19 protein-coding genes are annotated in these 25,874 nt (G+C 67.3%); 12 read left to right on the top strand and 7 right to left on the bottom strand.

Annotated features, from left to right (window positions below; translation table 11 throughout):
- Nucleotides 1-229: 229 nt before the first annotated feature.
- The gene (locus AC07NN_RS18205; RefSeq protein ID WP_494644119.1) at nucleotides 230-2,578 is read left to right on the top strand and encodes a TonB-dependent receptor; all 2,349 of its coding nucleotides are present in this window, start codon (nucleotides 230-232) and stop codon (nucleotides 2,576-2,578) included.
- Between the two features lie 88 nt (nucleotides 2,579-2,666).
- Here the strand turns inward: AC07NN_RS18205 and AC07NN_RS18200 are convergent, their stop codons facing one another.
- Complete coding sequence (locus tag AC07NN_RS18200) at nucleotides 2,667-3,908, bottom strand: serine hydrolase domain-containing protein (RefSeq protein ID WP_494644116.1); 1,242 nt, start codon at nucleotides 3,906-3,908, stop codon at nucleotides 2,667-2,669.
- A gap of 198 nt (nucleotides 3,909-4,106) precedes the next feature.
- Between AC07NN_RS18200 and AC07NN_RS18195 the strand changes: the two genes are divergently transcribed.
- Genes AC07NN_RS18195 through bktB form a run of 4 tightly spaced genes read left to right on the top strand, consistent with a single transcriptional unit; the run spans nucleotide 4,107 to nucleotide 8,120 of the window.
- Nucleotides 4,107-4,739, top strand: a complete 633-nt coding sequence (locus tag AC07NN_RS18195; protein WP_494644114.1) for a glutathione S-transferase family protein — start codon at nucleotides 4,107-4,109, stop codon at nucleotides 4,737-4,739.
- Nucleotides 4,736-6,013, top strand: coding sequence for a spinster family MFS transporter (locus AC07NN_RS18190; RefSeq protein WP_494644112.1), 1,278 nt, complete (start codon nucleotides 4,736-4,738; stop codon nucleotides 6,011-6,013). Before AC07NN_RS18195 ends, AC07NN_RS18190 begins: the two co-directional genes overlap by 4 nt.
- 41 nt (nucleotides 6,014-6,054) lie before the next feature.
- Nucleotides 6,055-6,942, top strand: a complete 888-nt coding sequence (locus AC07NN_RS18185; protein WP_494644110.1) for an SDR family NAD(P)-dependent oxidoreductase — start codon at nucleotides 6,055-6,057, stop codon at nucleotides 6,940-6,942.
- Nucleotides 6,939-8,120 (top strand): beta-ketothiolase BktB, encoded by a 1,182-nt coding sequence (bktB, locus tag AC07NN_RS18180; RefSeq protein ID WP_494644108.1) that lies wholly within the window; start codon nucleotides 6,939-6,941, stop codon nucleotides 8,118-8,120. The genes AC07NN_RS18185 and bktB overlap by 4 nt, the downstream gene beginning before the upstream one ends.
- A 16-nt stretch (nucleotides 8,121-8,136) precedes the next feature.
- Here the strand turns inward: bktB and AC07NN_RS18175 are convergent, their stop codons facing one another.
- From AC07NN_RS18175 to AC07NN_RS18165, 3 genes are all read right to left on the bottom strand, one after another.
- The gene (locus AC07NN_RS18175; protein WP_494644107.1) at nucleotides 8,137-9,720 is read right to left on the bottom strand and encodes an AMP-binding protein; all 1,584 of its coding nucleotides are present in this window, start codon (nucleotides 9,718-9,720) and stop codon (nucleotides 8,137-8,139) included.
- Between the two features lie 120 nt (nucleotides 9,721-9,840).
- A complete protein-coding gene (locus AC07NN_RS18170; RefSeq protein ID WP_494644104.1) occupies nucleotides 9,841-10,887 on the bottom strand; it encodes a serine hydrolase domain-containing protein in 1,047 nt (348 codons plus the stop codon).
- Nucleotides 10,884-11,663 (bottom strand): GntR family transcriptional regulator, encoded by a 780-nt coding sequence (locus tag AC07NN_RS18165; RefSeq protein ID WP_494644102.1) that lies wholly within the window; start codon nucleotides 11,661-11,663, stop codon nucleotides 10,884-10,886. The genes AC07NN_RS18170 and AC07NN_RS18165 overlap by 4 nt, the downstream gene beginning before the upstream one ends.
- Before the next feature lie 456 nt (nucleotides 11,664-12,119).
- Here AC07NN_RS18165 and AC07NN_RS18160 point away from each other — a divergent pair, with 456 nt between their 5' ends.
- Both AC07NN_RS18160 and AC07NN_RS18155 read left to right on the top strand, forming a co-directional pair.
- Entirely contained in the window at nucleotides 12,120-13,574 is a 1,455-nt protein-coding gene (locus tag AC07NN_RS18160; RefSeq protein ID WP_494644100.1) for a hypothetical protein, read from the top strand.
- A 203-nt stretch (nucleotides 13,575-13,777) separates the two neighbouring features.
- Nucleotides 13,778-15,445, top strand: a complete 1,668-nt coding sequence (locus AC07NN_RS18155; RefSeq protein ID WP_494644097.1) for a flagellar hook-basal body complex protein — start codon at nucleotides 13,778-13,780, stop codon at nucleotides 15,443-15,445.
- A 10-nt stretch (nucleotides 15,446-15,455) separates the two neighbouring features.
- Here the strand turns inward: AC07NN_RS18155 and AC07NN_RS18150 are convergent, their stop codons facing one another.
- Nucleotides 15,456-16,760: a spinster family MFS transporter gene (locus AC07NN_RS18150; protein ID WP_494644094.1), complete on the bottom strand. Its 1,305-nt coding sequence runs from the start codon at nucleotides 16,758-16,760 to the stop codon at nucleotides 15,456-15,458.
- Between the two features lie 250 nt (nucleotides 16,761-17,010).
- On the opposite strand from AC07NN_RS18150, the gene AC07NN_RS18145 reads away from it, so the two are divergent.
- The 5 genes from AC07NN_RS18145 (at nucleotide 17,011) to AC07NN_RS18125 (ending at nucleotide 24,219) form a co-directional block, all read left to right on the top strand.
- Entirely contained in the window at nucleotides 17,011-19,284 is a 2,274-nt protein-coding gene (locus AC07NN_RS18145) for a TonB-dependent receptor (RefSeq protein WP_494644092.1), read from the top strand.
- Between the two features lie 3 nt (nucleotides 19,285-19,287).
- A complete protein-coding gene (locus AC07NN_RS18140) occupies nucleotides 19,288-20,961 on the top strand; it encodes a carboxylesterase/lipase family protein (RefSeq protein ID WP_494644089.1) in 1,674 nt (557 codons plus the stop codon).
- A complete protein-coding gene (locus tag AC07NN_RS18135; protein ID WP_494645020.1) occupies nucleotides 20,958-22,511 on the top strand; it encodes an AMP-binding protein in 1,554 nt (517 codons plus the stop codon). Before AC07NN_RS18140 ends, AC07NN_RS18135 begins: the two co-directional genes overlap by 4 nt.
- 32 nt (nucleotides 22,512-22,543) lie before the next feature.
- Nucleotides 22,544-23,248 (top strand): TetR/AcrR family transcriptional regulator, encoded by a 705-nt coding sequence (locus AC07NN_RS18130; protein WP_494644086.1) that lies wholly within the window; start codon nucleotides 22,544-22,546, stop codon nucleotides 23,246-23,248.
- A gap of 98 nt (nucleotides 23,249-23,346) precedes the next feature.
- Nucleotides 23,347-24,219: an SDR family NAD(P)-dependent oxidoreductase gene (locus AC07NN_RS18125; protein WP_494644084.1), complete on the top strand. Its 873-nt coding sequence runs from the start codon at nucleotides 23,347-23,349 to the stop codon at nucleotides 24,217-24,219.
- On the opposite strand, the gene AC07NN_RS18120 is transcribed toward AC07NN_RS18125, so the two are convergent.
- Both AC07NN_RS18120 and AC07NN_RS18115 read right to left on the bottom strand, forming a co-directional pair.
- The gene (locus AC07NN_RS18120; RefSeq protein WP_494644082.1) at nucleotides 24,216-25,169 is read right to left on the bottom strand and encodes a FecR family protein; all 954 of its coding nucleotides are present in this window, start codon (nucleotides 25,167-25,169) and stop codon (nucleotides 24,216-24,218) included. The two genes, AC07NN_RS18125 and AC07NN_RS18120, sit on opposite strands and share 4 nt — an antisense overlap.
- Nucleotides 25,147-25,740 (bottom strand): RNA polymerase sigma factor, encoded by a 594-nt coding sequence (locus AC07NN_RS18115; RefSeq protein WP_494644080.1) that lies wholly within the window; start codon nucleotides 25,738-25,740, stop codon nucleotides 25,147-25,149. Before AC07NN_RS18115 ends, AC07NN_RS18120 begins: the two co-directional genes overlap by 23 nt.
- Nucleotides 25,741-25,874: the final 134 nt, after the last annotated feature.

Raw genomic sequence — 25,874 nt, 5'->3', positions numbered from 1 at the left:
ACTATGTGGCGCTGGGCCTCGTCAAAGATCGCGGGTCGCTCGACGCCCGCAAAGTCCCGGTTTCCAACGCCTACGACGCCAAAGGCGCCGCGAAGCTCATATGCTTATGACGTAACGCAATAAGTCAAAAATTGTCGTACAATGTTGACAGCGAGAAGAGAGCGGAGGATTGTCGAGCTCAGCCGACACAAAAAACGCCGGCAATGACATTGGGGAAAAGGAAACCAGCATGGTTCGTTTGCTTGCGTGCTCGTCCGTGGTCGCGCTGATCGCGGCGATGGCCCCGGAGGCGGTGATGGCTCAGGCCGCCGACGCCGCCGGCAAGTCCGATCAGTCCGTGACCACCGTCGGCGACGTCGTCGTCACCGCGCGCCGTCGCGAAGAGGCCGTCCGAGACGTGCCCACGACGATCACCGCCCTCAGCGTCGACCAACTGGAGGCCAAGAGCCCGATCGAAGGCGTGGGCGACCTGCTCCAAACGGTGCCGGGCGTGCGCTTCAACGGCCTTCAGGCTGAAAACCTGGCCGAAGTCTCGGTGCGAGGCTCGGGCACCCAGCGCGCCACCAGCGCCGACTCGGCCGTGGGCCTGTTCGTCAACGGCGCCTATGTCGGCAGCAGCACGCTGGGCGGTCGTAATTTCAAGCGCATCGACTATTTCGACATCGCGCGGATCGAGGTGCTGGAAGGGCCGCAGGGCGCGCTCTACGGCCGCAACTCCGAATTCGGCACGGTCAATGTCGTGCTGGCCAATCCGGTCTTCAACGACAGCGGGCGTCTCGCGGCCACCTATACCGACGACCTCAAGCAGGTGCGTCTGGAAGGCGTCGTCAATCAGAAGCTGACCGACAATGTCGCCGTTCGCCTCGGCGCCCAGGTCACGGGGCAGGGTGGCGGGATCTACTACAATCCCAACCAGAACAAGTATTACGACCACACCGACGGCTACATCGTTCGCGGCCAACTGCGCTACGCCAAGGGTCCGCTGGACGTGACGCTGCTGGTCGATGCGCAGGACATGAACCTGCCGACCTTCGTCAACCAGTGGGTCGTGCCGGCGGGCAAGATCGCCACCCTGCCGCTGGGCTATACCGGGCCCCGTTATGACGTGCCGTCGGACGTGAAGAACGACCTTCACCAGACCGAAAAGCGCGTCATGCTGATGGCCAACTATGACCTCGGCTGGGGTACGCTGACGTCGACGTCGATGCTCCTGAATTCGGAGTCCACGCAGAACTTCGCCGCCGCCATCGATCTCGCCACCGAGGCGCAGCTGCAGGCCTCCGGCCAGATCGGCCTCTATCCGCTGGGTGGCACCAAGACCAACGCTCGCGACCATACCTACTACCAGGACTTCCACCTGACCGGCGACCTGTACGAGGGCAAGCTGCAGTACCTGGCCGGCGTCGAGGGCCTGTCGCAGAACGACCGCTACGTCCGCGACGTGATGACCAGCCCGTGCGCGCTGACGGCCACCTCGGGCATCTGCGGCGGCACGCCGACGACGCCGATCTGCTATCGCCTGACGGCGGCCTCGCTGGCCTGTCCGGCGACCTTCCCGCTGATCTTCGGCAGCCGCCGCGTGGTGCCGTCGACCTATCGTTCGGCGGCGATCTACGGCGCGCTCAAGTATGACGTCGGGGCGCTCTCGCTGAGCGGCGAGCTGCGCTATTCCAGCGACAAGAAGAAGGCCACCCAGAGCGACTTCCGGCTCTACACGACCACGCCGATCGGGACGCCCTCGACCTATCCGTTCAAGCAGAGCGCCTGGAGCTACGCGGCCACGGCCAGCTATCGCCTGAACCCGACCTCGATCGCCTACGTCAAGACCGGCACCGGCTACCGCGCTGGCGGCGTCAACAACGGCTCGATCGTCGCCGCGGCGCCGAACCCGCTGCGTCCGACCTATGACAACGAGGACACCACCAGCTACGAGATCGGCCTGAAGTCGAACGTCACGCGCAACATCTTCCTGCGCCTGTCGGCCTACCAGTCGCGGACGAAGAATGCGATCGCAAGCGTAACGGACGGTTGCACGACCGCGAACGCCTGTGGCCAGGCCGGTCAGAACTTTAACATCAACGGCGGCACCGTCGAGGTGAAGGGCGTTGAGGCTCAACTGGATGCGGCCTATCGCGTCGCTGGCGGCCGCCTGGCCATCAGCCTGAACGGCGCCAACCAGAGCGCCAAGTTCGTGAAGGTCACGCCTGGTGTTGCCGGCCTGCCTCTGCTGGACAGCGATGTGGCCCAGACCCCAGACTATACGTTCTCGGCCAACCTCAACTACCGTCGCCCGCTGGCCAAGGGCCTGATCGGCTTCGGCAACATCGCCTACAACGCCGCACGCGGCGGTGGTCAGGACACGGTGACGTCGGCCGCGCCGTTCATTCCGCTGGAAGATATCGACAATGTCGATACGCGCTTCGGCGCGATCTATCGGAAGCTGGAAATGTCGGTGTTCATCAAGAACCTGACCAACCAGGTCATCCCGGTGCTGAAGCTGCAGCAGGTCGATATCCCGCTGGCCAACCGCTACAGCCGCCCGCGCACGTTCGGCGTCAGCGCGGCCTACCGCTGGTAAGTCTAAAGAGGGCTGGGTCGCTGCAACGATCCAGCCCAGGACCCTCGGGCCCTAACGCCCGCCCGACCACCGTCGGGCGGGCGATTTTTCAGGTCAGGGCCGAATAGATCAACGTCTTCAGCTCGCGACGGATCGGGTAGAGCAGCGACGGGCTGAGCTGGGTCATGAACACCATGTGCAGCTTCTCGACTGGGTCGATGAAGAAGGCGGTCGTGAACATCCCGCCCCAATAGTACTCGCCGGCCGAACCGGGGATCATCGCCTTGGCCACGTCCTGGGTGACCGCGAAGCCCAGGCCGAAGCCGACCCCGCCGTTCTGGGTCTCGCTGAACAGCGACCGGGACATGCTGGTCAGGTCCGACTTGCCGGGCAGGTGGTTCATCGTCATCAGCTCGAGCGTCTTGCGGCCCAGGATCCGGACCCCCTCCAGCTCGCCGCCGTTCGCGCACATCATGCAGAAGCGGTGATAGTCCAGCGCGGTCGAGGCCAGGCCGCCGCCGCCCGAGATCAGCTTGGGCTGCTTCAGCCAGACGCTCTCGGCGCCGCGGTCATACATTACGCGGCCCAGGGCAGGGCCGGCCCAGGCGTAGCAGTCCGTCAAGCGGTCGGCTTTGCTCTCAGGCACGACGAAGGCGGTGTCGTGCATCTTCAGCGGCTGGAAGATCTTCTCGGAGAGAAAGCGATCCAGCGGCATGCCCGACACGCGCTGGACGACCGCGCCCAGGACGTCGGTCGAGACCGAATAGTTCCAGGCCTCGCCCGGCGAGAACTCCAGCGGCAGCTTGGCGAGGTCGCCGACGAAGCTGTCCAGGTCGTGCTCGCCATGCCAGTTCTCGACCGGCCCGGCGTTGGATTTGCTGACGCGGTAGGCGGCGTCGACATTGCTGCGGTTCTGGAAGCCATAGGTCAGGCCCGAGGTGTGACGCAGCAGGTCCAGCATGCGCATCGGCTCGCTGGTCGGCTTGGTCAGGAACGGCACGCCCGCGCCGCCGCCGTTATAGACGCTAACGCCGGCGAACTCCGGCAGCACGTCCTGGACCGGCGTATCGACCGCGACCTTGCCTTGCTCGACCAGCATCATGAACGCCACCGAAGTGATCGGCTTGGTCATGCTGGCGATGCGGAAGATCGAGCCCTCGTCGATCGGCTTGGACGAGCCTTCGCGCGCCGCGCCCTGGCTACTGAAATGGACGATCTCGTTTTCGCGGCTGATCAGGATCTGGGCGTGAGGTAGCCTGCCGGAGTCGATGTAGCGCTCCTTCAGGAACCCATCGATCTGATTGAGCCGCGCGGCGTCGAAGCCGTGCTTTTCGGGGGCTTTCGTCAGCATCGCTCTTCCATTCTCCCATGTCCGATTTCTGGCCCTTCAAGCGAGGCCTTCGTTCAAATGATGTAGCACCACAGTGCCAAAATTGTCGTACAAAGTTTTTGACAACACGCCCTGATCAGCCGATGACTTCAGGCGTCGCGCAGTGACCAGACCACCAGAAGTCTGGACGCGCAATCGGGGGCAGGGGACAGGCTCAGGATGATTGAACTCTATCACTGTCACGATGCACGATCGTTCCGCGCGCTCTGGGCCCTTGAGGAGCTGGGGCTGCCATACCAGCTGCACATGCTGCCGTTTCCACCGAGGCTGTTGAAGCCAAGCTATCTCGAACAGAACCCGCTGGGCACCATCCCGCTGCTGATCGACGGCGATGTCCGGATGACCGAATCCTCGGCGATCCCGCAGTATCTGTCGACGCGCTACGGGCCGACCCCGCTGGCCGTTGGCCCGGACGAGCCCGACTACGCGCTCTGGCTCGACTGGCTGCATCGCAGCGAAGCGACCCTGACGTTCCCGCAGACCATCGTCCTTCGTTACACGCGGCTGGAGCCAGAGGAACGACGCCTGAAGCAGGCCGCGGACGACTACGCCCAGTGGTTCCTCTCGCGCCTGCGGCACCTGACCCGCGCCTTGGCGGACCGCGAGTGGCTTTGCGCCGGGCGCTTCACCATGGCCGACCTGTGCGTCGGCTACGCCCTGCTGTTCGCCCGCACCCTGAACCTGGACCACAAGTTCAGCCCTGAGGTCGCGGCCTATTGGGAGCGCCTCTCCGTGCGTCCCGCCTTCCTGGCCGCCCAAGCGGCGCAGGACCGTTCAGAGGATATCGCATGACCGCCGAGACGCGCGCGCCGACCCATGGCCCCGGTTACGCCCGCCTCGTGCTGGCCATGTTGCTGGTGGTCTACACCTTCAACTGGATCGACCGGCAGATCCTCGGGATCCTGGCGCCGGCCATCAAGGCGGACCTGGGTCTTTCCAACACACAGCTCGGCGCCCTGGGCGGCATCGCCTTCGCCATGCTGTACTCGACCCTGGCCATCCCCCTGGCGCTGGTCGCCGACCGCACCAGCCGCAGCTGGGTGATCACCGCTTCGCTGGTCGTCTGGAGCGGCTTCACGGCGCTGTGCGGCGTCGCCACCGGTTTCTGGCAGCTGTTCTTCTTCCGCCTGGGCGTCGGTGTCGGCGAGGCCGGCGGGGTTGCGCCGAGCTATGCGCTGATCTCGCAGTATTTCCCGCCCGAGCGACGAGCCCGCGCCATCAGCATCTATTCCATGGGCATTCCTGTTGGCCTCGCCGTCGGGGTGATGCTGGGCGCGGCCATCGCCAAGGCCGTGGACTGGCGCACGGCGTTCGTGGCCGTCGGCCTGGCCGGCGTGGTGATCGCCCCGATCTTCCGCCTGGTGGTCAAGGAGCCGCCCCGCGCCGCCGCCGGTCCCGTCGAGCGCGTTCCGCTCGGCACGGTGTTCGCGATCCTGGCGCGCAAGCCCAGCTTCTGGCTGATGGCCTTCGCCGCCGCCATGAGCAGCACGGCCGGCTACGGTCTGGCCTTCTGGACGCCGTCGATCGTGATCCAGACCTTCGGCTTCGACCTGACCACGACGTCGCGGTTCTACGGCTCGCTGTTGCTGGTCGGCGGTACGGCCGGGGTGCTGCTGGGCGGCGTGCTGGCCGACCGGCTCGGCAAGCTGGATCGCGGCGCCTACGCCAAGGTCTCGAGCCTGGCCTGGCTGATCACAGGGCCGCTGTTCGTCGCGGGCCTGCTGTCGCCGTCGCCGGTGGTGGCGTGGCTGCTGCTGCTGATCCCCAATGCGGCGACCTTGGTGTTCGTCGGTCCGCTGACCACGGCCACCCAGCACCTGGTCCCGGCGCACATGCGCGCGACGGCGTCGGCGTGCTTCCTGTTCATCAACAACCTGCTGGGCATCGGCGCCGGCTCGTGGCTGCTCGGCGGTGTCAGCGACATCATGAAGCCCCGGTTCGGCGACGAAGCCCTGCGCTACTCGGCCGTCGCCATGGCCAGCCTATATCTCATCGCCGCCCTCCTGGCCCTGCTGACGGTTAAGCCGCTGCGGAAGGACTGGGTGGAGGAGGACGCGCGGGCCTGACCTCGGGCCGCGCCGCACCACGGATCATCAAGGGAAGCAGTATGGGTATCGATCTTTCGAACCGCGTGGCCATCGTCACCGGGGCCGGGAGCGGCTTGGGCGCGGCGCATGCCATCGCCTTGGCCCAGAGGGGCGCCAAGGTCGTGGTCGCGGACATGAACGCCGAGGCCGCCGCTAAGGTGCGCGACGAGATCGAAAGCGCGGGCGGCGAGGCCATAGCGTGTGCGGTCAGCGTCACCGATCTCGCGGGTGTCCAGGCGATGTGCGAGACGGTTATGTCCCGGTGGGGTCGTATCGACATCCTGGTCAACAACGCCGGCATTCTGCGCGACAAGACCTTCGCCAAGATGGACCTCGACGACTTCCGGCTGGTGCTGGATGTCCACCTGATGGGCTCGGTCAATTGCACCAAGGCGGTGTGGGAGATCATGCGGGTCCAGAACTACGGCCGCATCGTCTTCACGACCTCGTCCTCGGGCCTTTACGGCAGCTTCGGGCAAGCCAACTACGCGGCCGCCAAGATGGGGCTGGTCGGGCTGATGCAGACCCTGGCCCTGGAGGGCGAGCGCTACGGCATCCGCGTGAACTGCCTGGCCCCCAGCGCGACTACGGGCATGACCGAGAACATCTATCCCGCCGAAATGCTGGCCGGCCTGAACGCCGCGATGGTCAGCCCGGCGGTGGTCGTCCTGGCCAGTGAAGAGGCTCCGACACGCGCGGTCCTTCTGGCCGGCGCCGGCAGCTTCGAGCAGGCCCATGTCACCATGACGCGCGGCGTTTTCCTCGGTGAAGGCGAGGTCGTCGCCGACGATCTGCTGGCGCGGCTGGACCAGGTCGCAGGGCGCGACGGGGAGACGATCCCGGCGCGGGGCGAGGAACAGTATCAGTACGAGGTGGGCGTCCGCTTCGCCCAGGAGGCCCGCGCATGACCGCACCCATATTCATCGTCGCCGCCCGTCGCACGGCCATCGGAACGTTTGGCGGCGCGCTGAAGGACAAGGCGCCGAGCGAGCTTGCGGCTCTGGTCACCCGGGACGCGCTGGAGGTCGGCAAGGTCGATCCGGCCTCGGTCGGCCACGTCGTCTTTGGCCAGGTGATACCGACTGGTCCGCGCGACGCCTATCTGGCGCGCGTCGCGACGCTGGAGGCGGGGCTGTCGCAGGACGTGCCGGCTATGACGCTCAATCGCCTCTGCGGCTCGGGGCTGCAGGCGGTGGTGTCCGCCGCGCAGATGCTGATGCTGGGTGACGCCGAGGTGGCGGTCGCCGGCGGCGCCGAGGTGATGAGCCGCGCGCCGTACTTCGCGCCTGCCGCCCGCTGGGGGCAGAAGATGGGCGACGTCATGCTGGTCGACGGTCTCAATGGCGCGCTGACCGATCCGTTCGGCGGCGGCCTGATGGGCGTAACCGCCGAGAACGTCGCCGAGCGTCATGGCGTCGATCGCGCTCGTCAGGACGCCTATGCCGCCGAGAGCCACCGGCGCGCCGCCCAGGCCATCGCCGAGGGGCGCTTCGCCTCGCAGATTCTCCCGGTCGAGGTGAAGGCTGGAAAGGCGACCAAGACCTTCGACACCGACGAACACGTGCGGGGCGACACCCGCGCCGAGGACCTGGCCAAGCTGCGGACGATCTTCCGCGAAGGCGGCACGGTCACGGCGGGTAATGCGTCGGGGATCAATGACGGCGCGGCCGCCCTGGTGCTGGCCAGCGAGGCCGCCGTGGCGCGCCAGGGCCTGAAGCCTATGGCCCGCATCGTCGCGTACGGCCATGCTGGGGTCGATCCGAACTTCATGGGCATGGGGCCTGTGCCCGCGATCCAGGCCGCTCTAGCCCGCGCCGGGCTGTCGGTGGGCGACATGGACGTCGTCGAGTCGAATGAAGCCTTCGCGTCCCAGGCCTGCGCGGTCGGCGATGTGCTGGGCCTCGACCCGGCCAGGACCAACCCCAATGGCAGCGGCATCTCGCTCGGCCATCCGGTCGGGGCGACCGGCGCGATCATCGCCACCAAGCTGGTGCACGAGCTGGCCCGTATCCAAGGGCGCTACGGCCTGGCCACCATGTGCATCGGCGGCGGCCAGGGCATCGCGCTGATCGCCGAGCGGGTCTGAAAAAGGACGGCGGCGCTCAGGCGCCGCCGTAGGCCGCCCGCAGGCCGATCTTGTCGATCTTGCCGGTCGAGGCCAGGGGCATGGCGTTGACCCGCACCACGGCGTCGGGGATCCACCACGAAGCAACCTGGCCCCGCACGGCGTCGAGCAGGCTGTGATCGGTGATCTCCTGGCCGTCACGCAACTCCACCACCAGGATCGGCCGCTCGCTCCATTTGGGATCGGCGCGGCCGATGACGGCGGCCAGGGCGACTTGGGGCAGGGCGCAGACCAACGCCTCGATCTCGGCCGGATTGATCCACTCGCCGCCCGACTTGATCAGGTCCTTGGCGCGGCCGGTGATGATCAGGTTGCCCTTGTCGTCGATACGGGCGAGGTCGCCGGTGTCGAACCAGCCTTCCGCGTCGGTGGCCGACTGGTCCTGGCCGAAATAGCGGTCGATCACGGCCGCGCCGCGCACGTGCAGGCGGCCTTCGATGTTGCGCTGGTCGGGCAGGGGCGCGCCGGCCTCGTCGGCGAGCATCAGGTCGACGCCCAGAGCCGGACGGCCCGAGACGGCGGCCTGGCGATCCGGATCGCTCAGCACCCCGAACACACCCACCGGCGACAGCTCCGTCATCCCCCAGCTGGTCTGGACCACGACACCCAGGTCGCGCTCCAGTCGCTCCATCAGGGCCGGCGGCATCGGCGCTCCGCCGACGATGATCCGCTGCAGCGACGGCAGCTTCATGTCGGTGGCGTCGAGGTGCTCGCACAGCCCCAGGAACACCGTCGGCACGCCGACCGCGATGGTTACGCCCTCGCTGGCGATCAGGCGCGCCAGGTTGGCGCCGTCGGTCTGGCGACCGGGGAAGACCAGCTTGCTGCCCGCTGCCGGCACGGCGAAGGGCAGGCCCCAGGCGCTGGCGTGGAACAGCGGCACGACCGGCAGGATCACATCGGTCGTCCGCGCGCCCAGCACGTCGGCGGCCAAGAGCTTGAAGGTGTGCAGGAAGTTGGCGCGGTGGGTGTAGGTCACGCCCTTGGGCGCGCCCGTCGAACCCGAGGTGAAGCACAGGCCGCTGGGCGCGGTCTCGTCGAACCCGCCCCAGGCGACCTCGCCCTCGGCCGTCTCGATCCGGGCGTCGAGGGCTTCGACGACCGCCCGGGCGTGGGTCGAGGTCGCGGGCCCGTCGATGACGAAGACCCGTTCCACGCTGGCGGCCAGATCTGTCACTTCCAGCGCCAGCGGCATCAGGTCGGCGCTGACGATGACGATGCGCGCACCGGACTGATCCAGCATCCAGGCCAGCTGGATCGCGGTCAGGCGCGGGTTCAGCGTGTGGCACACCGCCCCCATGCCCATGATGCCGTACCAGGCTTCCATGTGCGCCTGGGTGTTCCAGGCCAGGGTCGCGACCCGCTCCCCGACGACGACCCCGAGACTGGCCAGGACGGCCGAAACCTTGCGGGCGCGCTCGCGCAGGCCGGCATAGTCGATGCGGGCGTTCTCCTCGCCCTGACGAGCGGTGACGACCTCGACGGTCGGATACCACTTGGCGGCGTGGTCGAGGATCTTGTCGACCGTCAGGGGGTAGCTCTGGGTGCTGCCGTCAATCACTGGCGCGATCCTGCGTCTGGAAGCGAAAAGAGGTGAGTGGCGTCGACATTCAGGCGCACGGGCGCCGCGTCACTGGACATGATCCGGCGACGGACGGTTCGTGTGCCGGCGTCGGCTGGACTAGCCGAGCACCTTCATCAGCCGAAGCCACAGTTGTTGATCAAAGTCGGGGTCGTTGGTCGCGGCGCCGGTGCGCACCACCACCAGCTTGCGGCTCGGCGCGACATAGAGGCGACGATCGAACGCCCCCAGCGCGGCCACGACGTCGGCCGGCGCGGCCGCGATCAGCGGACCGTCGACCCGCCCTGCCATCGGCCGCATCTTGTAGGCGCCGCCGTTCAGCCACCATAGCCGTCCGTAGGCCGGATTGGTCGCCGAGCGCTGGAACAGGGCATGGAGTTGAGCCTCGGAAACGACGCGCGTCCCGTTCTCGGCGACGCCGCCGTGCAGCACCATGGTCCCGAACCGGGCGACGTCGCGCGGCGTGGTGACCAGGCCGGTGTCGTTGCCCACCGACGCCAGCGCCGCTGGGCGCTTGCGCCAGGCCGTGCTGGCCATGCCGGTCGGCGCGGTCAGCCAGTCGCGAGTGATCGCCTCCAGCGGCTGGCCCGCCGCGGCCGTCACGATGCGCTTGGTCATCGCGTAAACCGGCGTGTTGTAGAAGAAGACCGTCCCGGCCGGAGCCGTGTAGCCGAACTTCTCGTCCAGGCCCGAGCTCATCGTCAGCACGTCATCGACGCGGATCAGCGCTTCCTGCTCCGGCGTGGCCTTCGACCAGCCTTGGCCCAGATAAGCCGACACCGGCTTGGTCGGATCGAGCAGACCCTTGTCGATCGCGATCGCGACCAGCACGGCCACGAAGCTCTTCTGTTGGGAGGCCACGTCCTCGAGCAGCGCGCCATCGCTGGCTGGGCCATAGACGAAGTTGGCGAACACCTGGTCGTTCGAGGGCGCGGGCCAGGCCTGGTCGATCAGGACCTTGCCGTTCTCGACGACCACGAAGCCGGTGCTGTTGTGGTTGCGCAGATAGTCGAGGAGATCGCCCATTTCCGGCGACTTGACCGCCGCCGCGATCGGAGCGGCGGGGGGCGCGGCCGCGCAGCCGGCGGTCAGCGGCAGGATCGAGACCGTCGCGGCGAGCGCGAGGGCCAGAACGCGTGGCGTCATTTCGACTTTCCCTTGGCGGGGGCGCGAGGCTTGCGCTCCGAGCTCGCCGGCGACGGTGGCTCGGCGATCAGGCGCGGGCCGCGGGCCAGCATGATCCGGGCGACCTCGCCCTGCATGAAGTAGAGGATGTCGCGCGCCGATTGGCTGGCCTTGTCGGCGTCGCGCTCGACCAGGGCCGAGCGGACGCGGCGCCAGTACTCGTAGGGGCCTGGCCCAGTCGCGTTCAGCGCCAGGGCGACATAGGAGAAGTGGAAGCGCGTCTTGCGGCGGACGCTCTCGATCATGCGCTGGGCATCGGCGCTGGAGCAGGCGCTCATGGCGCTGAAGATCGCTTCCGAAACCTCTATGATCTGCTCGGAGGGCGCATTGCTGGCCGCGTGCTCGAGCAGGGCGTCGATCTTGGTCAGGATGCCACCGATCACGGCGTCCGACCCGCGAAGGCAGGCGAAGCGGGCGGCCAGGCCGTACAGCGCGGCGCGGACTTCATAGAGGTCGAACACTTCCTCGACCGTCGTCGAGGACACGCGAGCTCCGCGGTTCTCCTCGATCTCGATCAGACCGTCATCGGCCAGCACGCGCAGGGCGCGACGGACAATGGAGCGTCCCACGCCGAACTCGCTGCACAATTTCACTTCGCGGAGCCATTCGCCGGCGGCGAGTTCGCTGCGTTGGATCTGGACGCGCAGGGCCTGGGCAAGGTCGTCGGCGGTCAGGGGCGCGCTGGAGGTCGCGCTGTCGCCGCTAGACTTGCTCTTGGATTTTGCTGTGGCTGCCAATGACGTTTCCTCACACGGACTCGTTGCGCTTCGCCGAGAGCATACCAGTGCCGCTCCCTCCATTCCTATTTCGCGCCGGGCGGAGCGGCAAGCGCTTTGTCGGCCTGTGCGTGAAAATTGTTGTACAATGGTCGAGCTCGTTTTCATCGCCCTTTAGGGCGGTGGCGGGCGGCCGAGGCTTGTCGGGTTCGGCAGCCTTGCTGGCCTTGGAGGTGGAAGCGAGGCTGTCGGCGTTTCATGCTGAACGTTTTCAATCGCTTCCTTGTCTCTGCCCTTGCGTGGAGGAGGGCTCCATCACGGACGTGGCGTCGAGAGTGTGCGCATTGTTGCGCATCTATTACCAAAAAATTGTCGAACAAAAAACAGCGTTATGCTTGACACATTGTGTCGAGCGGCGAGAGGGTCTGCCCGCCGCGAGTGTCCGAAGAGACGCGGGAGCGGCTAGGGAGGACTGCCATGAGCGTTACCGCGAACCTGTCGATCACCGACACAGGACGCATGTACACCTATGTTCAGAATGGCGTTTCAGTGACCCACGAACGAACGGTCGAGTTCGACGTGTTCGCGCCCAGTACGCCGGGGAACTACCCCGTCATCTTCTGGAGCCACGGCCACCTCATCGCGACGTCCGGTTCGAATTTCGACATTCCGAAGGGCCTGGCTGACGCGGGCTATATCGTCATCGTGCCAACCCACCTGGACAGCGTCGACAACCCCGAACAGGGCTCGGCGCTGAACGACCGGTTCCCATTGAGCGACCCGCAGTGGACGGTGCAGCGCATCAGCGACATGAAGTTCGCCTATGCGCAGTTCGCGACCATCCTGGCGCAGCTGAATACGGCGTCGGGCGGCGGCTATGCGGGCAACCTGGCCGAAGCCACCGCCGCCGGCCACAGCCAGGGCGCGCTCACCTCGGCGATCCTGACGGGCGCGGTCAGCAGCACGACCGTGCTCCAGGGGCTGGCCGACGCCAACTTCAAGCAGGCCATTCTCGTCTCGCCGCAGGGCGCGGTGTCGGGGTCGAGCTGGCACGGCCTCTACTACAATTCGGCCACCGACAACTCCTGGGCCAACGCTACGACGCCGACCCTGATCCTGACCGGAACGGACGACAGCGGGACCGACGGGCAGACCTATCTCACCCGGCTGGACGGCTTCGACTATGCGCCGGTGGGGAACAAGTTCGCCATGGTGGTGTCCGGCGCGAGCCATCTGGAGATGGGTGGCGTGGGCGACACGGCGGTGACCGCCCAGGTCGTCGCCGCGGCCACGGCCTTCGCCAACGCCTACGCCAAGAACCAGACGGCCGCGCTGGCCTCGCTGGTCAATGTCGAGGCCTATCAGGCGGCCCACACCCTGGTGCGCGAGGTCTATGAAAAGGCCGGTGTCGCCAATGGCGGGACCGCGAACGGCCACGGCGTGCTAGTCGGCGGCGCCTCGACCGAGACGCTGACGGGATCGACCACGGACGACCTGATCCTGGGCAACGGCGGCAACGACACGCTGATCGGCGGCGCGGGCAACGACACCCTGGTCGGCGGCTCGGGCGCCGACAGCCTGACGGGCGGGGCCGGCAACGACGTCTTCCGTCTGACCGCGACAGGCGACAGCGGCACGACCTCGACCACGCGGGACAAGATCACCGACTTCCATGACAACGGTACAGACCGCATCGATCTGAGTCCGATCGACGCGGTTCCAGGTGGCGCGGACAACGCGTTCGCCTGGATCGGAACCTCGGCCTTCTCGGCGGTCGGTCAGGTCGATCTGGCGACGAGCGGCACGAGCGTGCTGGTTCAGCTCAACACCGTCGGCACATCCGGAGCCGAAGCCACGATCGAGCTGGTGGCGACGACGCTCGGGACGGGCGCTGGACAGGTCGCCAGCACCGGTACGGAATTCCTGCTGTAGGTCTCGTATGGACGCCTCCGCTCCCTTGGGCGGAGGCGTTTCCGCAAGGCAGAAAACGTCGCGCTGGCAGGAACTGCACGGCAGGTTTGGCCGAAGTATAGTAAACAAAATCGCGAGTTAACTATCTATACCACTCAATGTTGAGTGAAAGTTCCTTGTCGCACGATCGCTGCATGAAGCGCCCCAAAAAGCGTGGGGAAGTCATGACCATCAGCAGTGCGATGTACGCCGGCGTATCGGGCCTGCAGGCCTATTCGGCGGCCCTGGCGGCGATCTCCGACAACATCGCCAACGTCAACACGCCTGGCTACAAGCGCCAGACGACGTCATTCGCTTCGAGGATAGGCTCGCAGGGCGGCGGCTACAGCGCCGGAGGGATCGGCGTCACGCCTCGGCAGCACGTCTCCCAGCTGGGGCCGGCCGTGTCGACACAGTCGGCCACCGACCTGTCGATCGCCGGCTCGGGCTTCTTCGTCACGACCAAGAAGGCCGAGGGCGTTGGGCCGACCGATAGCCGGCTGTTCACGCGCGCAGGCTCCTTCACGCCGGATAGCTCGGGCTATCTGCGCAATGACGCGGGGCTCTATCTGCAGGGCTGGCTGGCCGATCCTCTGACCGGCCAGATCACCGCCGATCCGTCGGACCTGTCGCGGCTGTCGGCGATCAACGTGACATCCCTGGGCGGCGCGTCGGACAAGACCACGCGGGTAAGCGTCAGCGCAAACCTGAACGCCGGCCAGGCGGTGTCGGCCTCGGCGCGGGCGACTGTCACCAAGTCGGGCGCACCCGAAAGTCCGTCCGGATCGGCCGACTACACCGTGATCTACGGTCCGACGGGCAAGGGCGATCAGTACGCGGTCGAAATCCGCCGCGATGGCGTCGCGGTGTCCTCGGGCGTGGCCTCCTTCGATCCGGCGAGCGGCGGGCTGGTCGGCTATGTGCCGAAGGGGGCGACCGCGCCCGTCACCTCGCTGACCACTGGTGGGCAGACCGTGGCGCTCGTGGACCTCGGTTTGGCCGACAAGAACGACGCGGTGGCGGCCGGCGCCTACGATCCGGCCTCGCGGTCGATGGCTGACTACGCCAGGGATCCGTCGACCGGGGTCAAGCCCGACTTCGAGATCCAGATTCCGGTGTCCGATTCCAAGGGTGGCGACCGGACCCTGACGGTGTCGATGATCAAGGGGCCGGGGCCGAACGAGTGGTTCGCCGAGCTGCGCGCCAAGCCGGGTGAGTTGGCCAACAACGCCAATGGCCTGATCAGGTCGGCGAAGGTCACGTTCAGCACCGACGGCAAGCTGCTCGACGCGGGCGGACTGCTGACGGGCGACCCGCCGTCCGTCACGATTGGCGGCTCGGATCCCGCCGCGGCCGGGAGCGGTCCACGTTGGGCCGACGCGTTGGGGATCGGCGCCCAGACCCTCCAGATCGACCTGAACCGAGCGGCTGGCGGCCTGACGCAGTATGCTTCGCAGTCGGTCGTGCAATCGGTCGACGCCAACGGCGCGGCGCTCGGCAATGTGGTCGGCGTCGAGATCGACGATCGTGGCTATGTCACGGCGACCTACGATAACGGCGTCTCGCGCCGGATCGCCCAGGTGGCCGTCGCCACCTTCGCCAATCCCGACGGGCTACGCGCCACCAGCGGCAATGCCTATCAGGTCAGCGCCGACAGCGGCGGCTACAGCCTCAAGGCGCCTGGCGAAGGTGGCGCTGGCGAGATCGCGTCATCGACCCTGGAAGGTTCCACGGTCGATCTCTCGGTGGAGTTCACCGACCTGATCCGCACCCAACGGGCCTATTCGGCCTGTTCGAAAATCATCAGGACCGCCGACGAGATGCTGCAGGAACTCCTCGACATGAAGCGATGAGAAACGCCGCTCATCGCGGTTCGCTTTCGCGGGTGAAGATGCGCACCAGCCAAAGGAACAGGCCGATCGCCAGGAAATAGAACGGGGTCAGCGTATAGAGCGCCATCTGCAGCGAGTTGTGCGGATGGCTGGCGCGGAAGAAGTCGCTGGCGGCCCCGACATAGGTGGGGCCAAGGCCCAGGCCGATGAAGTTCATGACCAGCAGCAGCAGGGCGCCGGACATGACCCGTTCCTCCGGCCGCACCTCTTCCTGGACCAGGGCCACCGACGACGACAGGTAGAAGTAGTTCAGGAAGGTCGGGCCAGCCAGGAAGGCCAGGGCCAGAGGCCAGGTCGGAGCCCAGACGAAGCCGACATAGAACGGAACGGCCAGGGCCAGGGAGATCACCGGGGCCATGGCGTAGACCACCTTGGAGCGGCGCCTGAAGCGGTCGATCACGCGGCCCGACACGAAGATGCCGGCGCTCATGCAGATTCCCACGACGAGAGCGTACCAGAGCGCGACCTGCTGCAGGGTCATGCCCTTCTCGCGCATCAGGAACAGGGTCGCGAAGTTGCCCAGACCGTAGGTCACGAACTGGGTCGCGCCGCTACCCAGCGCAGCCAGCATCAATGGCGGGCGGGAGAAGAACATCTTCAGCGTCGCCCAGAACGGCGCCTTGCGCGGCGGGGCGTCGGCGGTCGCGCCGTCCAGGGCGCCGCGCTTCGGCTCTTTCACCATCAGGGGCAGGACGACGGCCGCCAAGATCCCGACCGAGCCCAGCACGACGAAGGCGTAGCGCCAGTTGAAGGCCGCCGCGATGGCCGCGCCGAAGGCGATCCCCAGCGCCGCACCGACCGGCGGGCCGAGATTGTAGATCCCCAGCGCCGTCCCCCGGCGGCCGGGCGGGAAGTAGTCGGTGATGATCGCGTAGGAAGGCGGCACGCCGCCGGCCTCGCCGAAGCCGACCGTCATCCGCGCGAAGGCGAACTCGCCATAGCTGCGCGAGAGCCCGCAGGCCACGGTCGCCGCGCTCCAGATTCCGCAGGCCAGCGAAAGGACGGCGACCCGGTTGGTGCGATCGGCCAGCCAGCCGACCGGAATGGCGATGAAGCAGTAGAACATCGCGAAATAGAGGCCGCCGATCAGGCCCAGCTGGCTGTCGGTGACGTGCAGGCTGTCCTGGATCGGCTTGGCCAGGATCGACATCAGCTGCCGGTCCAGGAAGTTCAGGACATAGACGAACCACAGCATGCCCAGGACGAGCCAGGCGCGAGCGCCGACCGAGGCGGTCGCCGGGTCCTGTCGGGCGGCGGTGAGGGGAGGGGCGTTCATCGGCCGACCTCGCCGATGAAGAGCTTGTGGTCGCGCGGATCCGGCCGCGGCGCCGTGGCGCGCGTGTTGTTCAAGGCTTCCTCCCGTGCCGCTCTTCGGAGCTTGGCTTGTTTCGAGCTTGGGCCCAAGCGGGCCTCTTCGTCAATATTCACACGCGAGAGAGTGAGTGTTGACAGCCGTCAGGATCGGCTGCACCGTGACCTCGTAACGTCGACGGCAAACGATCGACGCTCACCCGGGGAAGAACGTCATGAAGGTTGGTCTTTTTGCGTCGGCGTGCGCCGTCGCACTCGTCGCTTTCTCCGCGCCGGCGCTGGCGCAAACGACCGCTGGAGCGGGCCAGGACACCAGCGAGCGCAAAGACGCCGCACTGGTCGGCGAAGTGATCGTCACATCCACCCGCCGCCCGGAAAAGGTCCAGGACGTGCCGCTCAGTGTCACGGCCTTCGACCAGAAGGAGCTGACCGCCAAGGGCATCGTCGGCTTCGAGGGCCTGGCGCGGCAGACGCCAGGCGTGGTGCTGAACCGCCCCACCGCCAACTTCAACAACTTCACCGCCCGGGGCGTGGCCACCAACGGTTACGGCGCCAACCTGCAAAGCACGGTGGCGGTCTATATCGACGAACTGCCGATCTCGACGATCGGCAACACCACGGTGCTGGACCCCAACCTGTTCGATATCGAGCGTGTCGAGTTCCTGCGCGGGCCGCAGGGCACGCTGTTCGGCTCGGGCTCTCTGTCGGGGGCGCTGCGCATCCTGACCAAGGCCCCGAACCTGTCGAGCCGCGAGGCCTCGACTCTGGTCGACTTCGGCCTGACCGGTTCGGACTCGCTACGCCAGCGCTACAACCTGATGGTCAACACGCCGCTGATCGAGGACAAGCTGGCCCTGCGCGTGGTCGGCTTCTACCGCCACGAGGAAGGCTATCTCGATAACATCGGGACCAAGGTTCACAACTCCAACACCCTGGTCGACTGGGGCGGCCGAGCGACGCTGCTCTACAAGCCGAACGATCGTCTCTCGGTGAAGGCGCTGTTCTCGTACGAGAACAGCAACCCGAAGGACTCCTCGATGGTCAGCCCGTCGCTGGGGCGCGAGAAGCGGATTTCGGACCGCCCCGACCAGTTCGTCGGCAAGCTGCGCACCCACAACCTGACGGTCGACTACCAATTCGACGGCGCGCATTTCACCAGCTCGTCGACCTATTCGAAGTTCGATCAGAAGTTCTTCGTTGACCTCGCCGGCACGTTCGGCGGCGGCATCGCCTTCGCGCTCGACGCTATGGGCTATCAGAAGACCTTCGTCGAGGAGGCGCGCCTGGCGTCCGATCCGGGCGGCAAGGTCGACTGGGTGGTCGGCGGCTTCTACATGGATCGCCGTCTGGACGTGGATTACTTCTATCGCTCGAACCCGGCCTATCTGGCCGCGCACAAGATCACCGGCCTGCCGGACGAGTACTATCAGCGCCAATACACGCACTTCCTCTCGCACGAGAAGGCGCTGTTCGGTCAGCTGACCTATCGTTTCAGCGACCAGGTCTGGGCGACGGGCGGCATCCGCTACGGCAAGGTCGATTCCCAGGGCTTCACGGAAGCCGGCGGCTACAACAGCGCCTACCTGACCTACGCGATCTACGGCATCCAGGGGCCGCTCGCCATGACGCCGATCGTGGCGGCGACGGGCGTCAAGGCGACGGGCAGCAAGCCCTCGTTCAAGGTCAGCCTGTCGTACAAGCCCTCGCCGACCCTCACGACCTACGCCACCGTCTCGACCGGTTTCCGCACGCCGGTGGTCAACGCGTTCGCCGGCCGGCCCAGCCTGGTCAATCCGAACGACCTGACGATCCCGAACGGGGCGTCCTCCGACGATCTCACCAACTACGAGCTGGGCGCCAAGGGCCGGTTCCTGAACGGTCTGGTCGCCGCCAATGTCGCCGTCTACCTGATCGACTGGAGCAACATCCAGGTCCAGGCCAACCGCGTCTCGGACAGCGTGCAGTTCGCGACCAACATCGGCGCGGCCCGCAGCAAGGGCATCGAGCTGGAACTGCTGGCCTTCCCGGCCAAGGGCCTGACCATCGGCGTCAACGGCTCGCTGAACGAGGCCAAGGTCACCAAGCTGACGGCGGCCGAGGCGGCGATCTCCGGCGCTGTCCAGGGCGCGCGCCTGGCGTCGCCCAAGGTGCAGGGCTCGCTGTTCGTCAACTACGGCTGGGACCTGACGCCGAAGGCCAAGGCCAACCTGTCAGTCGTCCTGCAGCATGTCGGCTCGTATCCGGGCTCGTTCCCGCGCGTGCCCGGTCAGCCGACGGTGACCAGCGCCACCTACGGGTTCACCGACGCCTACGAGAACGTCAACGCGACGTTCGCCGTGGCCATGGGCCAGGCCACGATCGGCGCCTATGTCGAGAACCTCTTCGACGACCACTCGATCACCTACGTCCACCCCGAAGCGTTCATCGCCAGCCGGTTCGCGACCATGCGGCCGCGTACCGCCGGGGTGCGCCTGGGTTACGAGTTCTAGGCGATGACAGGCTTCCGCTTCTGCAAGAGCGTCGCCAGCAGTCTCGCTTCGACGACGCTCGCCTTGGCCCTGGGGACCTTGGCGAGCGTCACCCCCGCGCGGGCGGAGCAGCCGGTCGTCCAGGCGCCGGCTGGTTCGCTTCGCGGCGTTGATCAAGGCGGTATGCGGGCCTTCAAGGGCGTGCCCTATGCGGCCGCGCCCGTCGGGGCGCTGCGCTGGAAGCCGCCGGCCGAGGCTCCGGCTTGGTCCGGGGTCCGGGATGCGCTCGACTACGGTCCGGCCTGCGTCCAGCTGCCGCCACGCGCCGGGAACATCTACGCCGCGCCGCTGAAGGCGATGAGCGAGGATTGCCTGTCGCTGAACATCTGGTCGCCCGCCAAGGCCCGCAAGGCGCCGGTGCTGGTCTGGATCCACGGCGGCGCCCTGATCGGCGGCGCCAGCAGCGAAAGCCTGTACGACGGCGCCGTGCTGGCCAAGCGGGGCGACATGGTCGTCGTCTCGATCAACTACCGCCTGGGCGTTCTAGGCTATCTGGCGCATCCGGAGCTCAGCGCGGAGTCACCCGATCACGTGTCGGGCAACTACGGCCTGCTGGACCAGGTCGCGGCCCTGCGCTGGGTGCAGAAGAACATCGCCGCCTTTGGAGGCGATCCTTCCAACGTGACCATCGCCGGGGAGTCGGCGGGCGGCCTCAGCGTCATGTACCTGATGGCCTCCCCGTCGGCCCGAGGCCTGTTCCACAAGGCCATCGCCCAGAGCGCCTACATGGTCTCGACGCCGAGCCTGCGCGAGCAGAAGTTCGGCCACGTCTCGGCCGAGGCCATGGGCGCGGCGACGGCCGCCAAGCTGGGCGCCAAGAGCCTCGCCGACCTTCGGGCGATGGACGCCGAGACGCTCAACACCACCGGCCTGATCGCCGGCTTCCAGACGTTCGGCGCGGTCGACGGCAAGGTGCTGCCCAAGCAGTTGGTCGATACCTTCGACGCCGGCGAGCAGGCGCATGTGCCGATCCTGGCGGGTTTCAACAGCGGCGAGATTCGCTCCCTGCGCATCCTGGCCCCGCCAACGCCGGCCGACGCCGCGACCTACGAAGCCGAGATCCGAAAGCGCTATGGCGATCTCGCCGATGACTTCCTGAAGCTTTATCCGGCCAACGACCGGGCCGAGAGCGTGCTGCTGACCACGCGGGACGCGCTCTACGGCTGGACGGCCGAGCGGCTGGTCGCCAAGCAGACGGCGGCGGGTTCGGCGAGCTATCTCTACTATTTCGACCATGGCTATCCTGCCGCCGACATGGCGGGGCTGCACGGTTTTCACGCCGCCGAGCTTCCCTACATGTTCGGCAATCGTGGCCTGACGCCGCCGGCCTGGCCCAAGATCCCGGATACGCCCGCCGAAGCCGGACTTTCGACGGCGATGGTCGGCTATTGGACCTCGTTCGCCCGCGACGGTGCGCCCAAGGCCGGCGGGCAGCCTGCCTGGAATCCCTATGGCGCCGAGCGCGCCTACATGGCCTTTGCCGATGGTCCCCGCCCGGGCGTACGCCTGCGCCCCGGTATGTACGAGTTGAACGAGTCCGTGATGTGCCGCCGCCGAGCTCAGGGCGACGTCTCGTGGAATTGGAACGTCGGCGTCGTCTCGCCGCCGCTTCCGCCTGGAGCGCCCCAGTGCCGATGATTGACGGTGAGATGCAGGCTTTCGGCCTGACGCTCGACAAGTTCCTCGACCACGCGGCCAAGTGGCGACCGGACGCCCAAGTGGTCACGGCGCGCGAAGACGGCGGGCTGGATCGCATCGGCTATGCCGGGCTTCGCGATCGCGCGGTCCGCGTTTCGACGGTGCTGGCCGGTCTTGGCGTCAAGCGCGGCGATCGCGTCGCGACCTTGGCCTGGAACAGCCAGGCCCACGTCGAGACCTGGTACGCCATCATGGGCATGGGTGCGGTCTGCCACACGCTGAACCCGCGCCTGACAGCCGAGCAACTGGCGGCGATGGTCGTGCAGTCCGAGGCGGCGATCCTGATCGCCTCGGCGGACCTTGCACCGTTGGCGCAGCGCATCCGGGAGGCCACGCCCGGCCTCGAACGTCTGTTGATAATCGACGGCGCCGCATGCGAAGGCCAATCCTTGGAGCCGCTGGTTGCAACGGCCCGCGCCGACACCGTATGGGGCGATTTCGACGAGACGGCTCCGTGCGGCCTCTGCTTCACCTCCGGCACCACGGGCGCGCCGAAGGGCGTCACCTACACGCACCGGTCCAGCTATCTGCACACGTTGCGGACGCTGCAGGCCGATGTGATGGCCATTTCAGGGAATGACGCCGTGCTGGCGGTGGTGCCGATGTTCCACGCCAACGCCTGGGGCCTGCCGTTCGCCACGCCGGCGGTTGGCGCCAAGTTGGTCCTGCCGGGCCGTCAGGCCGACGGCGCGAGCCTGGCCCGCCTGATCGCCGAAGAGAACGTCACAGTCGGCGTGGGCGTGCCGACCGTATGGCTGGGCCTCGTCGAGCACCTGGAGGCGGTGGGCGGCGAACTGCCGTCGCTGCGCCGCCTGATCGTCGGTGGGGCGCCGATGCCGCCGGCCCTGATGGAGCGGATCGAGCAACGCCTCGGCGTCACCGTCCAGACCAGCTGGGGCATGACCGAGCTTTCGCCCTCGGGCACGGTCGCGGCGCTAGGCGATCCGTCACGCGCAGCGCTGTCGGGTCGGCCGGCCGTAGGCGTGGATCTGCTGCTGACCGACGCCGACGGCGTGGCGCTTCCCAGGCAGCGAGATATCGAGGGCCATTTGCGGGTTCGCGGTGCGGCGGTGGTCCAGCGCTACTTCGGCCATGACACGCCGGCGAGCGACGCCAACGGCTGGTTCCCGACGGGCGACCTGGCTCGCATCGACGCCGACGGCAACCTGATGATCACCGGCCGCGCTAAGGACCTGATAAAATCGGGCGGCGAGTGGATCAACCCCGCCGAGATCGAGGCGGTGGTCGGGGCCTTGCCCGCGATCTCGCTGGCCGCCGTCATCGGCCGGGCCGATCCCAAGTGGGGCGAGCGGCCGATCCTGTTGGTCGAGACCCAGGGTGAAGTCTCCGACGAAGCGATCCTGGCCTCATTGCGGGGGCGTGTGGCCTCGTGGTGGGCCCCCGATGCGATCTATCGTCTGGAGCGCATGCCTCTGGCGTCCACCGGCAAGATCGACAAAATTCGGTTGAGGTCGGAATACGGCGGCTAACGTCGAATACGTCGCCCGCTCGTCATCATGGAATGGAAGTCCGCTTAGTGTCCGAAGTCGCCAAACCCCGTCGTACCTCCAAGAAGGCCGAACAACGGGCCGAGATGATGGAGCAGATCCTCGACGCGGCCGAGTTCCTGTTCTCCAAGCATGGCCTCTACGGCGTGACGCTGAAGGACGTGGCCAAGATGGTCGGCGTGCACCACACGCTGATGAACTACTACTTCGACGATAAGAAGACCCTGTTCGACGCCGTCTTCGCGCGGCGCGCCGTGGTCACCAGCGAACGCCGGATGCGGGCGCTCGAGGAGTACGAGAAGGCCTCGAATGGCAAGCCAACCGTGGAGGGCGCTTTGAGGGCGTTCCTCGACACCGACCTCGACCTCTATATCGAAGGCGGGGAGGGGTGGAAGAACTACGCCGCCCTGGGCGCCCAGGTCGCCAACGCGCCCGAATGGGGCGCGGCGTTGATGGACGAGCACTTCGATCCGGTGGTCCTGCGCCTGATCGAGCTCCTGAAGAAGGCCCTGCCGGATTGCGCCGAGGCCGACATCTTCTGGGGCTATCACTTCGTTACCGGCGCCCTGATGCTGACGCTGGCGCGGACGGGGCGGATCGACAAATTGTCCGGCGGCGTCTGCAAGTCGGATGACTTCACCGCCGTGAAGGATCGCATGGCCACCTTCATGGCCGCCGGCTTCATGTCGGTGTGCAAGGGCAAGGCGGCGAGCGCCTAGGCCCGACGACGCCTTCTGGAGGCGCTTGGTTCAAAACACTCACTAGCCGAATAGTGAATTGAGCTCGGCTCGCCGGGCTGGAATTGGAAGGAAGTACGATGTTGCTGCAAGGACGCGTTGCGATCGTCACGGGCGCTGGCGGAGGCCTGGGGCGGACCCATGCGCTCTATCTGGCCAGCCAGGGCGCGAAGGTGGTCGTCAACGACCTGGGCCAGGAGGCCGCCGATCGCGTGGCCGCCGAGATCGTCGCGGCGGGCGGCGAGGCGTTCGGCGTCGCGGCCTCGGTCACCGACGAAGCCGGCGTGAACGCCATGATCGAGGCTGTCGTGGCGCGCTGGGGCCGGATCGACATCCTGATCAACAACGCCGGCATCCTGCGCGACAAGACCTTCGCCAAGATGAGCATCGACGACTTCCGCCTGGTGGTCGACGTCCACCTGATCGGGTCGGCGATCTGCACCAAGGCCGTCTGGGGCGTCATGCGCGAGCAGGGCTATGGCCGCATCGTGATGACCACGTCCTCGTCGGGGCTCTACGGCAACTTCGGCCAGGCCAACTACGGCGCGGCCAAGATGGCGCTGGTCGGTCTGATGCAGACCTTGTCGATCGAGGGCGAGAAGTACGGCGTCCGCGTCAACTGCCTGGCCCCGACGGCGGCGACGGCCATGACCGAGGGCGTGTTGTCCGAGGAGGGCTTGAAGCAGCTGGATCCAGCTTTCGTCAGCCCGGGCCTCCTGGCCCTGGTGTCGGACGATGCGCCGACGCGAGCCATTCTGTGCGCCGGCGCCGGCCACTTCGCGACCGCCAGCATCACCCTGACGGAAGGCCGCTATGTCGGCGGCGTCGCCGACGCGGGTGAGCAGGTGATCGGCCAATGGAGCGGTGTTTCCGACCGAACCGGCGAGATCGTTCCGGCTTACGGCTTCACCCAATCGGAACGCGAACTGGCCAGCGCCAAGGCGAACGCCTAGCGCTCGGCGCGACCGGTGGGGACCACCAGAACCGAGCCGTCCGGCCGTTTCTGGACCTCCACCGGCAGGGCCGAGGGCAGGTTGCGTACGAAGGCGTCGACCTGGTCGATCCGGAAGCTGGCCGTCAGGCGCACGTCGCTCAGCGCCGGATCGGCGGCCATGCGCTGGTTCGAGAAGCGGTTGATGTCGGCGGCGACGTCGGCGATGCGGGCGGAAGCGTAGCTCAGGCGACCGCGTCGCCAGCCATCGATGGTCGAGGGATCGCTCAGCCGGGCCTGGCGCGCGCCGCGGCCGTCCAGGGTCACCAAGTCGCCCTTGGTCAGCACAGCCTTGAACGCCGGGCCGCCGGCGTCGCGGCGCACCTCGACGCGACCCCGCTGCACGGCCACGTTGATCTCGCCGCTCTGCGCCTTGCGGACGTCGAAGCGGGTGCCCAGCACCGTGACCCGGGTCTCGCCGGCTGCCACCTGGAATGGACGGCCCGCCGCGTGGCGGACGTCGAACAGAACCTCGCCGCGCTCAAGGTCGTAGCGACGGCCGCTCAACCAGCCGGCTTCACGCAATCGGCTCTCGGGAGCCATGATCGCCGTGCTGCCGTCGCGCAGGGCGACGGTGCGGATCGCATGGCCGCTCTCGATCACCGTGGAGCGAGTGGCGACGCCCACGCCGATCGCCAGGCAGGCGGCGAGAGGTAGGCCGGCCGCCGCCCAGATCCAGGCAGGGCGGGCAGGGCGGGCGACCGTGGCGGGGCGTTTCAGGGCCTCGACCTCGCTCAGCGTGACCATCAGCCGCTCGACCTGGTCATAGGCCTGGACATGGCGGGGATCGTCGTCCAGCCACTGGCGCAGGGCCTGGGCGCGCTCGCTCGACAGCCGCTCGCCGAAGACGGCGAGGGCCCAGTCGCGGGCTTCCTTCTCGATGTCGCGATCAGTCGCGGCGGTGGCGTTCACGGGATAGTCCTCGGAAGTCGATGGCGCCGCCCACGAGGGCGCGCTGGCAGACGGCGACAGCCTCTCCGACCGTCTTGCGGACCAGGGCTTCGGAGACGCCGTTCTGGCGGGCGATCTCGGCGAAACTCTGGCCAGCCACACGGTTGGCGGCCAGGAAATTACGATGGCGTGGCGGCAGGCCCTCCACCACGCGGTTCAGTACAACCAGTTCCTGCTTGGCGATCAGCGTCCGCTCGGCGTCCGGCGGCGCGTCGGGCTCCAAGGCCGAAGCGGACGTCGAGACCACCTGCGAGGTGCGCCGCTGACGCCGCAAGGCGTCGCGCGCCAGATTGATCGCGACCCTGAACACGAAACCCCGAGGGCTCTCGTGCTCGTGGTCGGCAGGCCGCTCGCCCAGTTTGACGAAGGCTTGCTGCGCCAGGTCCTCCGGCTCCGGCGGGCCAGGACCGAAACGCGTGCGCAGAAACACGCACAGGTCCTGAAAGTCGTCGGCGTAGGTTTCGCGGAAGACGTCGCGCCGACTCCAGGTGCGTTGATCGTCTTCGGCGCCGGGCCGCTGCGGTATCGCCACGGCCCCTCCCTTTCCCGTACGCGCTGATATTGCCCCAACGATGCGGTCTCGCGGGCCGCCGTTCAATGCATCGGCAAAAAAATAGCCGACGGACGAACTTTGTTGTGCGGATCGCTGCGGCTCGATCGTTGATC

Source organism: Caulobacter sp. GW821-FHT09H08 (genome assembly GCF_059415885.1).
Note: the sequence above shows the minus strand (reverse complement) of the source record. Positions and strands in the feature narration are given on the sequence as shown.

Coding starts and splice junctions, on each gene's coding strand:
- AC07NN_RS18130 (WP_494644086.1), top strand. CDS start 22,544: ATGGAAGTCCGCTTAGTGTCCGAAGTCGCCAAACCCCGTCGTACCTCC.
- AC07NN_RS18205 (WP_494644119.1), top strand. CDS start 230: ATGGTTCGTTTGCTTGCGTGCTCGTCCGTGGTCGCGCTGATCGCGGCG.
- AC07NN_RS18190 (WP_494644112.1), top strand. CDS start 4,736: ATGACCGCCGAGACGCGCGCGCCGACCCATGGCCCCGGTTACGCCCGC.
- AC07NN_RS18135 (WP_494645020.1), top strand. CDS start 20,958: ATGATTGACGGTGAGATGCAGGCTTTCGGCCTGACGCTCGACAAGTTC.
- AC07NN_RS18155 (WP_494644097.1), top strand. CDS start 13,778: ATGACCATCAGCAGTGCGATGTACGCCGGCGTATCGGGCCTGCAGGCC.
- AC07NN_RS18160 (WP_494644100.1), top strand. CDS start 12,120: ATGAGCGTTACCGCGAACCTGTCGATCACCGACACAGGACGCATGTAC.
- AC07NN_RS18145 (WP_494644092.1), top strand. CDS start 17,011: ATGAAGGTTGGTCTTTTTGCGTCGGCGTGCGCCGTCGCACTCGTCGCT.
- AC07NN_RS18125 (WP_494644084.1), top strand. CDS start 23,347: ATGTTGCTGCAAGGACGCGTTGCGATCGTCACGGGCGCTGGCGGAGGC.
- AC07NN_RS18200 (WP_494644116.1), bottom strand. CDS start 3,908: ATGCTGACGAAAGCCCCCGAAAAGCACGGCTTCGACGCCGCGCGGCTC.
- AC07NN_RS18140 (WP_494644089.1), top strand. CDS start 19,288: ATGACAGGCTTCCGCTTCTGCAAGAGCGTCGCCAGCAGTCTCGCTTCG.
- AC07NN_RS18150 (WP_494644094.1), bottom strand. CDS start 16,760: ATGAACGCCCCTCCCCTCACCGCCGCCCGACAGGACCCGGCGACCGCC.
- AC07NN_RS18170 (WP_494644104.1), bottom strand. CDS start 10,887: ATGACGCCACGCGTTCTGGCCCTCGCGCTCGCCGCGACGGTCTCGATC.
- AC07NN_RS18185 (WP_494644110.1), top strand. CDS start 6,055: ATGGGTATCGATCTTTCGAACCGCGTGGCCATCGTCACCGGGGCCGGG.
- bktB (WP_494644108.1), top strand. CDS start 6,939: ATGACCGCACCCATATTCATCGTCGCCGCCCGTCGCACGGCCATCGGA.
- AC07NN_RS18195 (WP_494644114.1), top strand. CDS start 4,107: ATGATTGAACTCTATCACTGTCACGATGCACGATCGTTCCGCGCGCTC.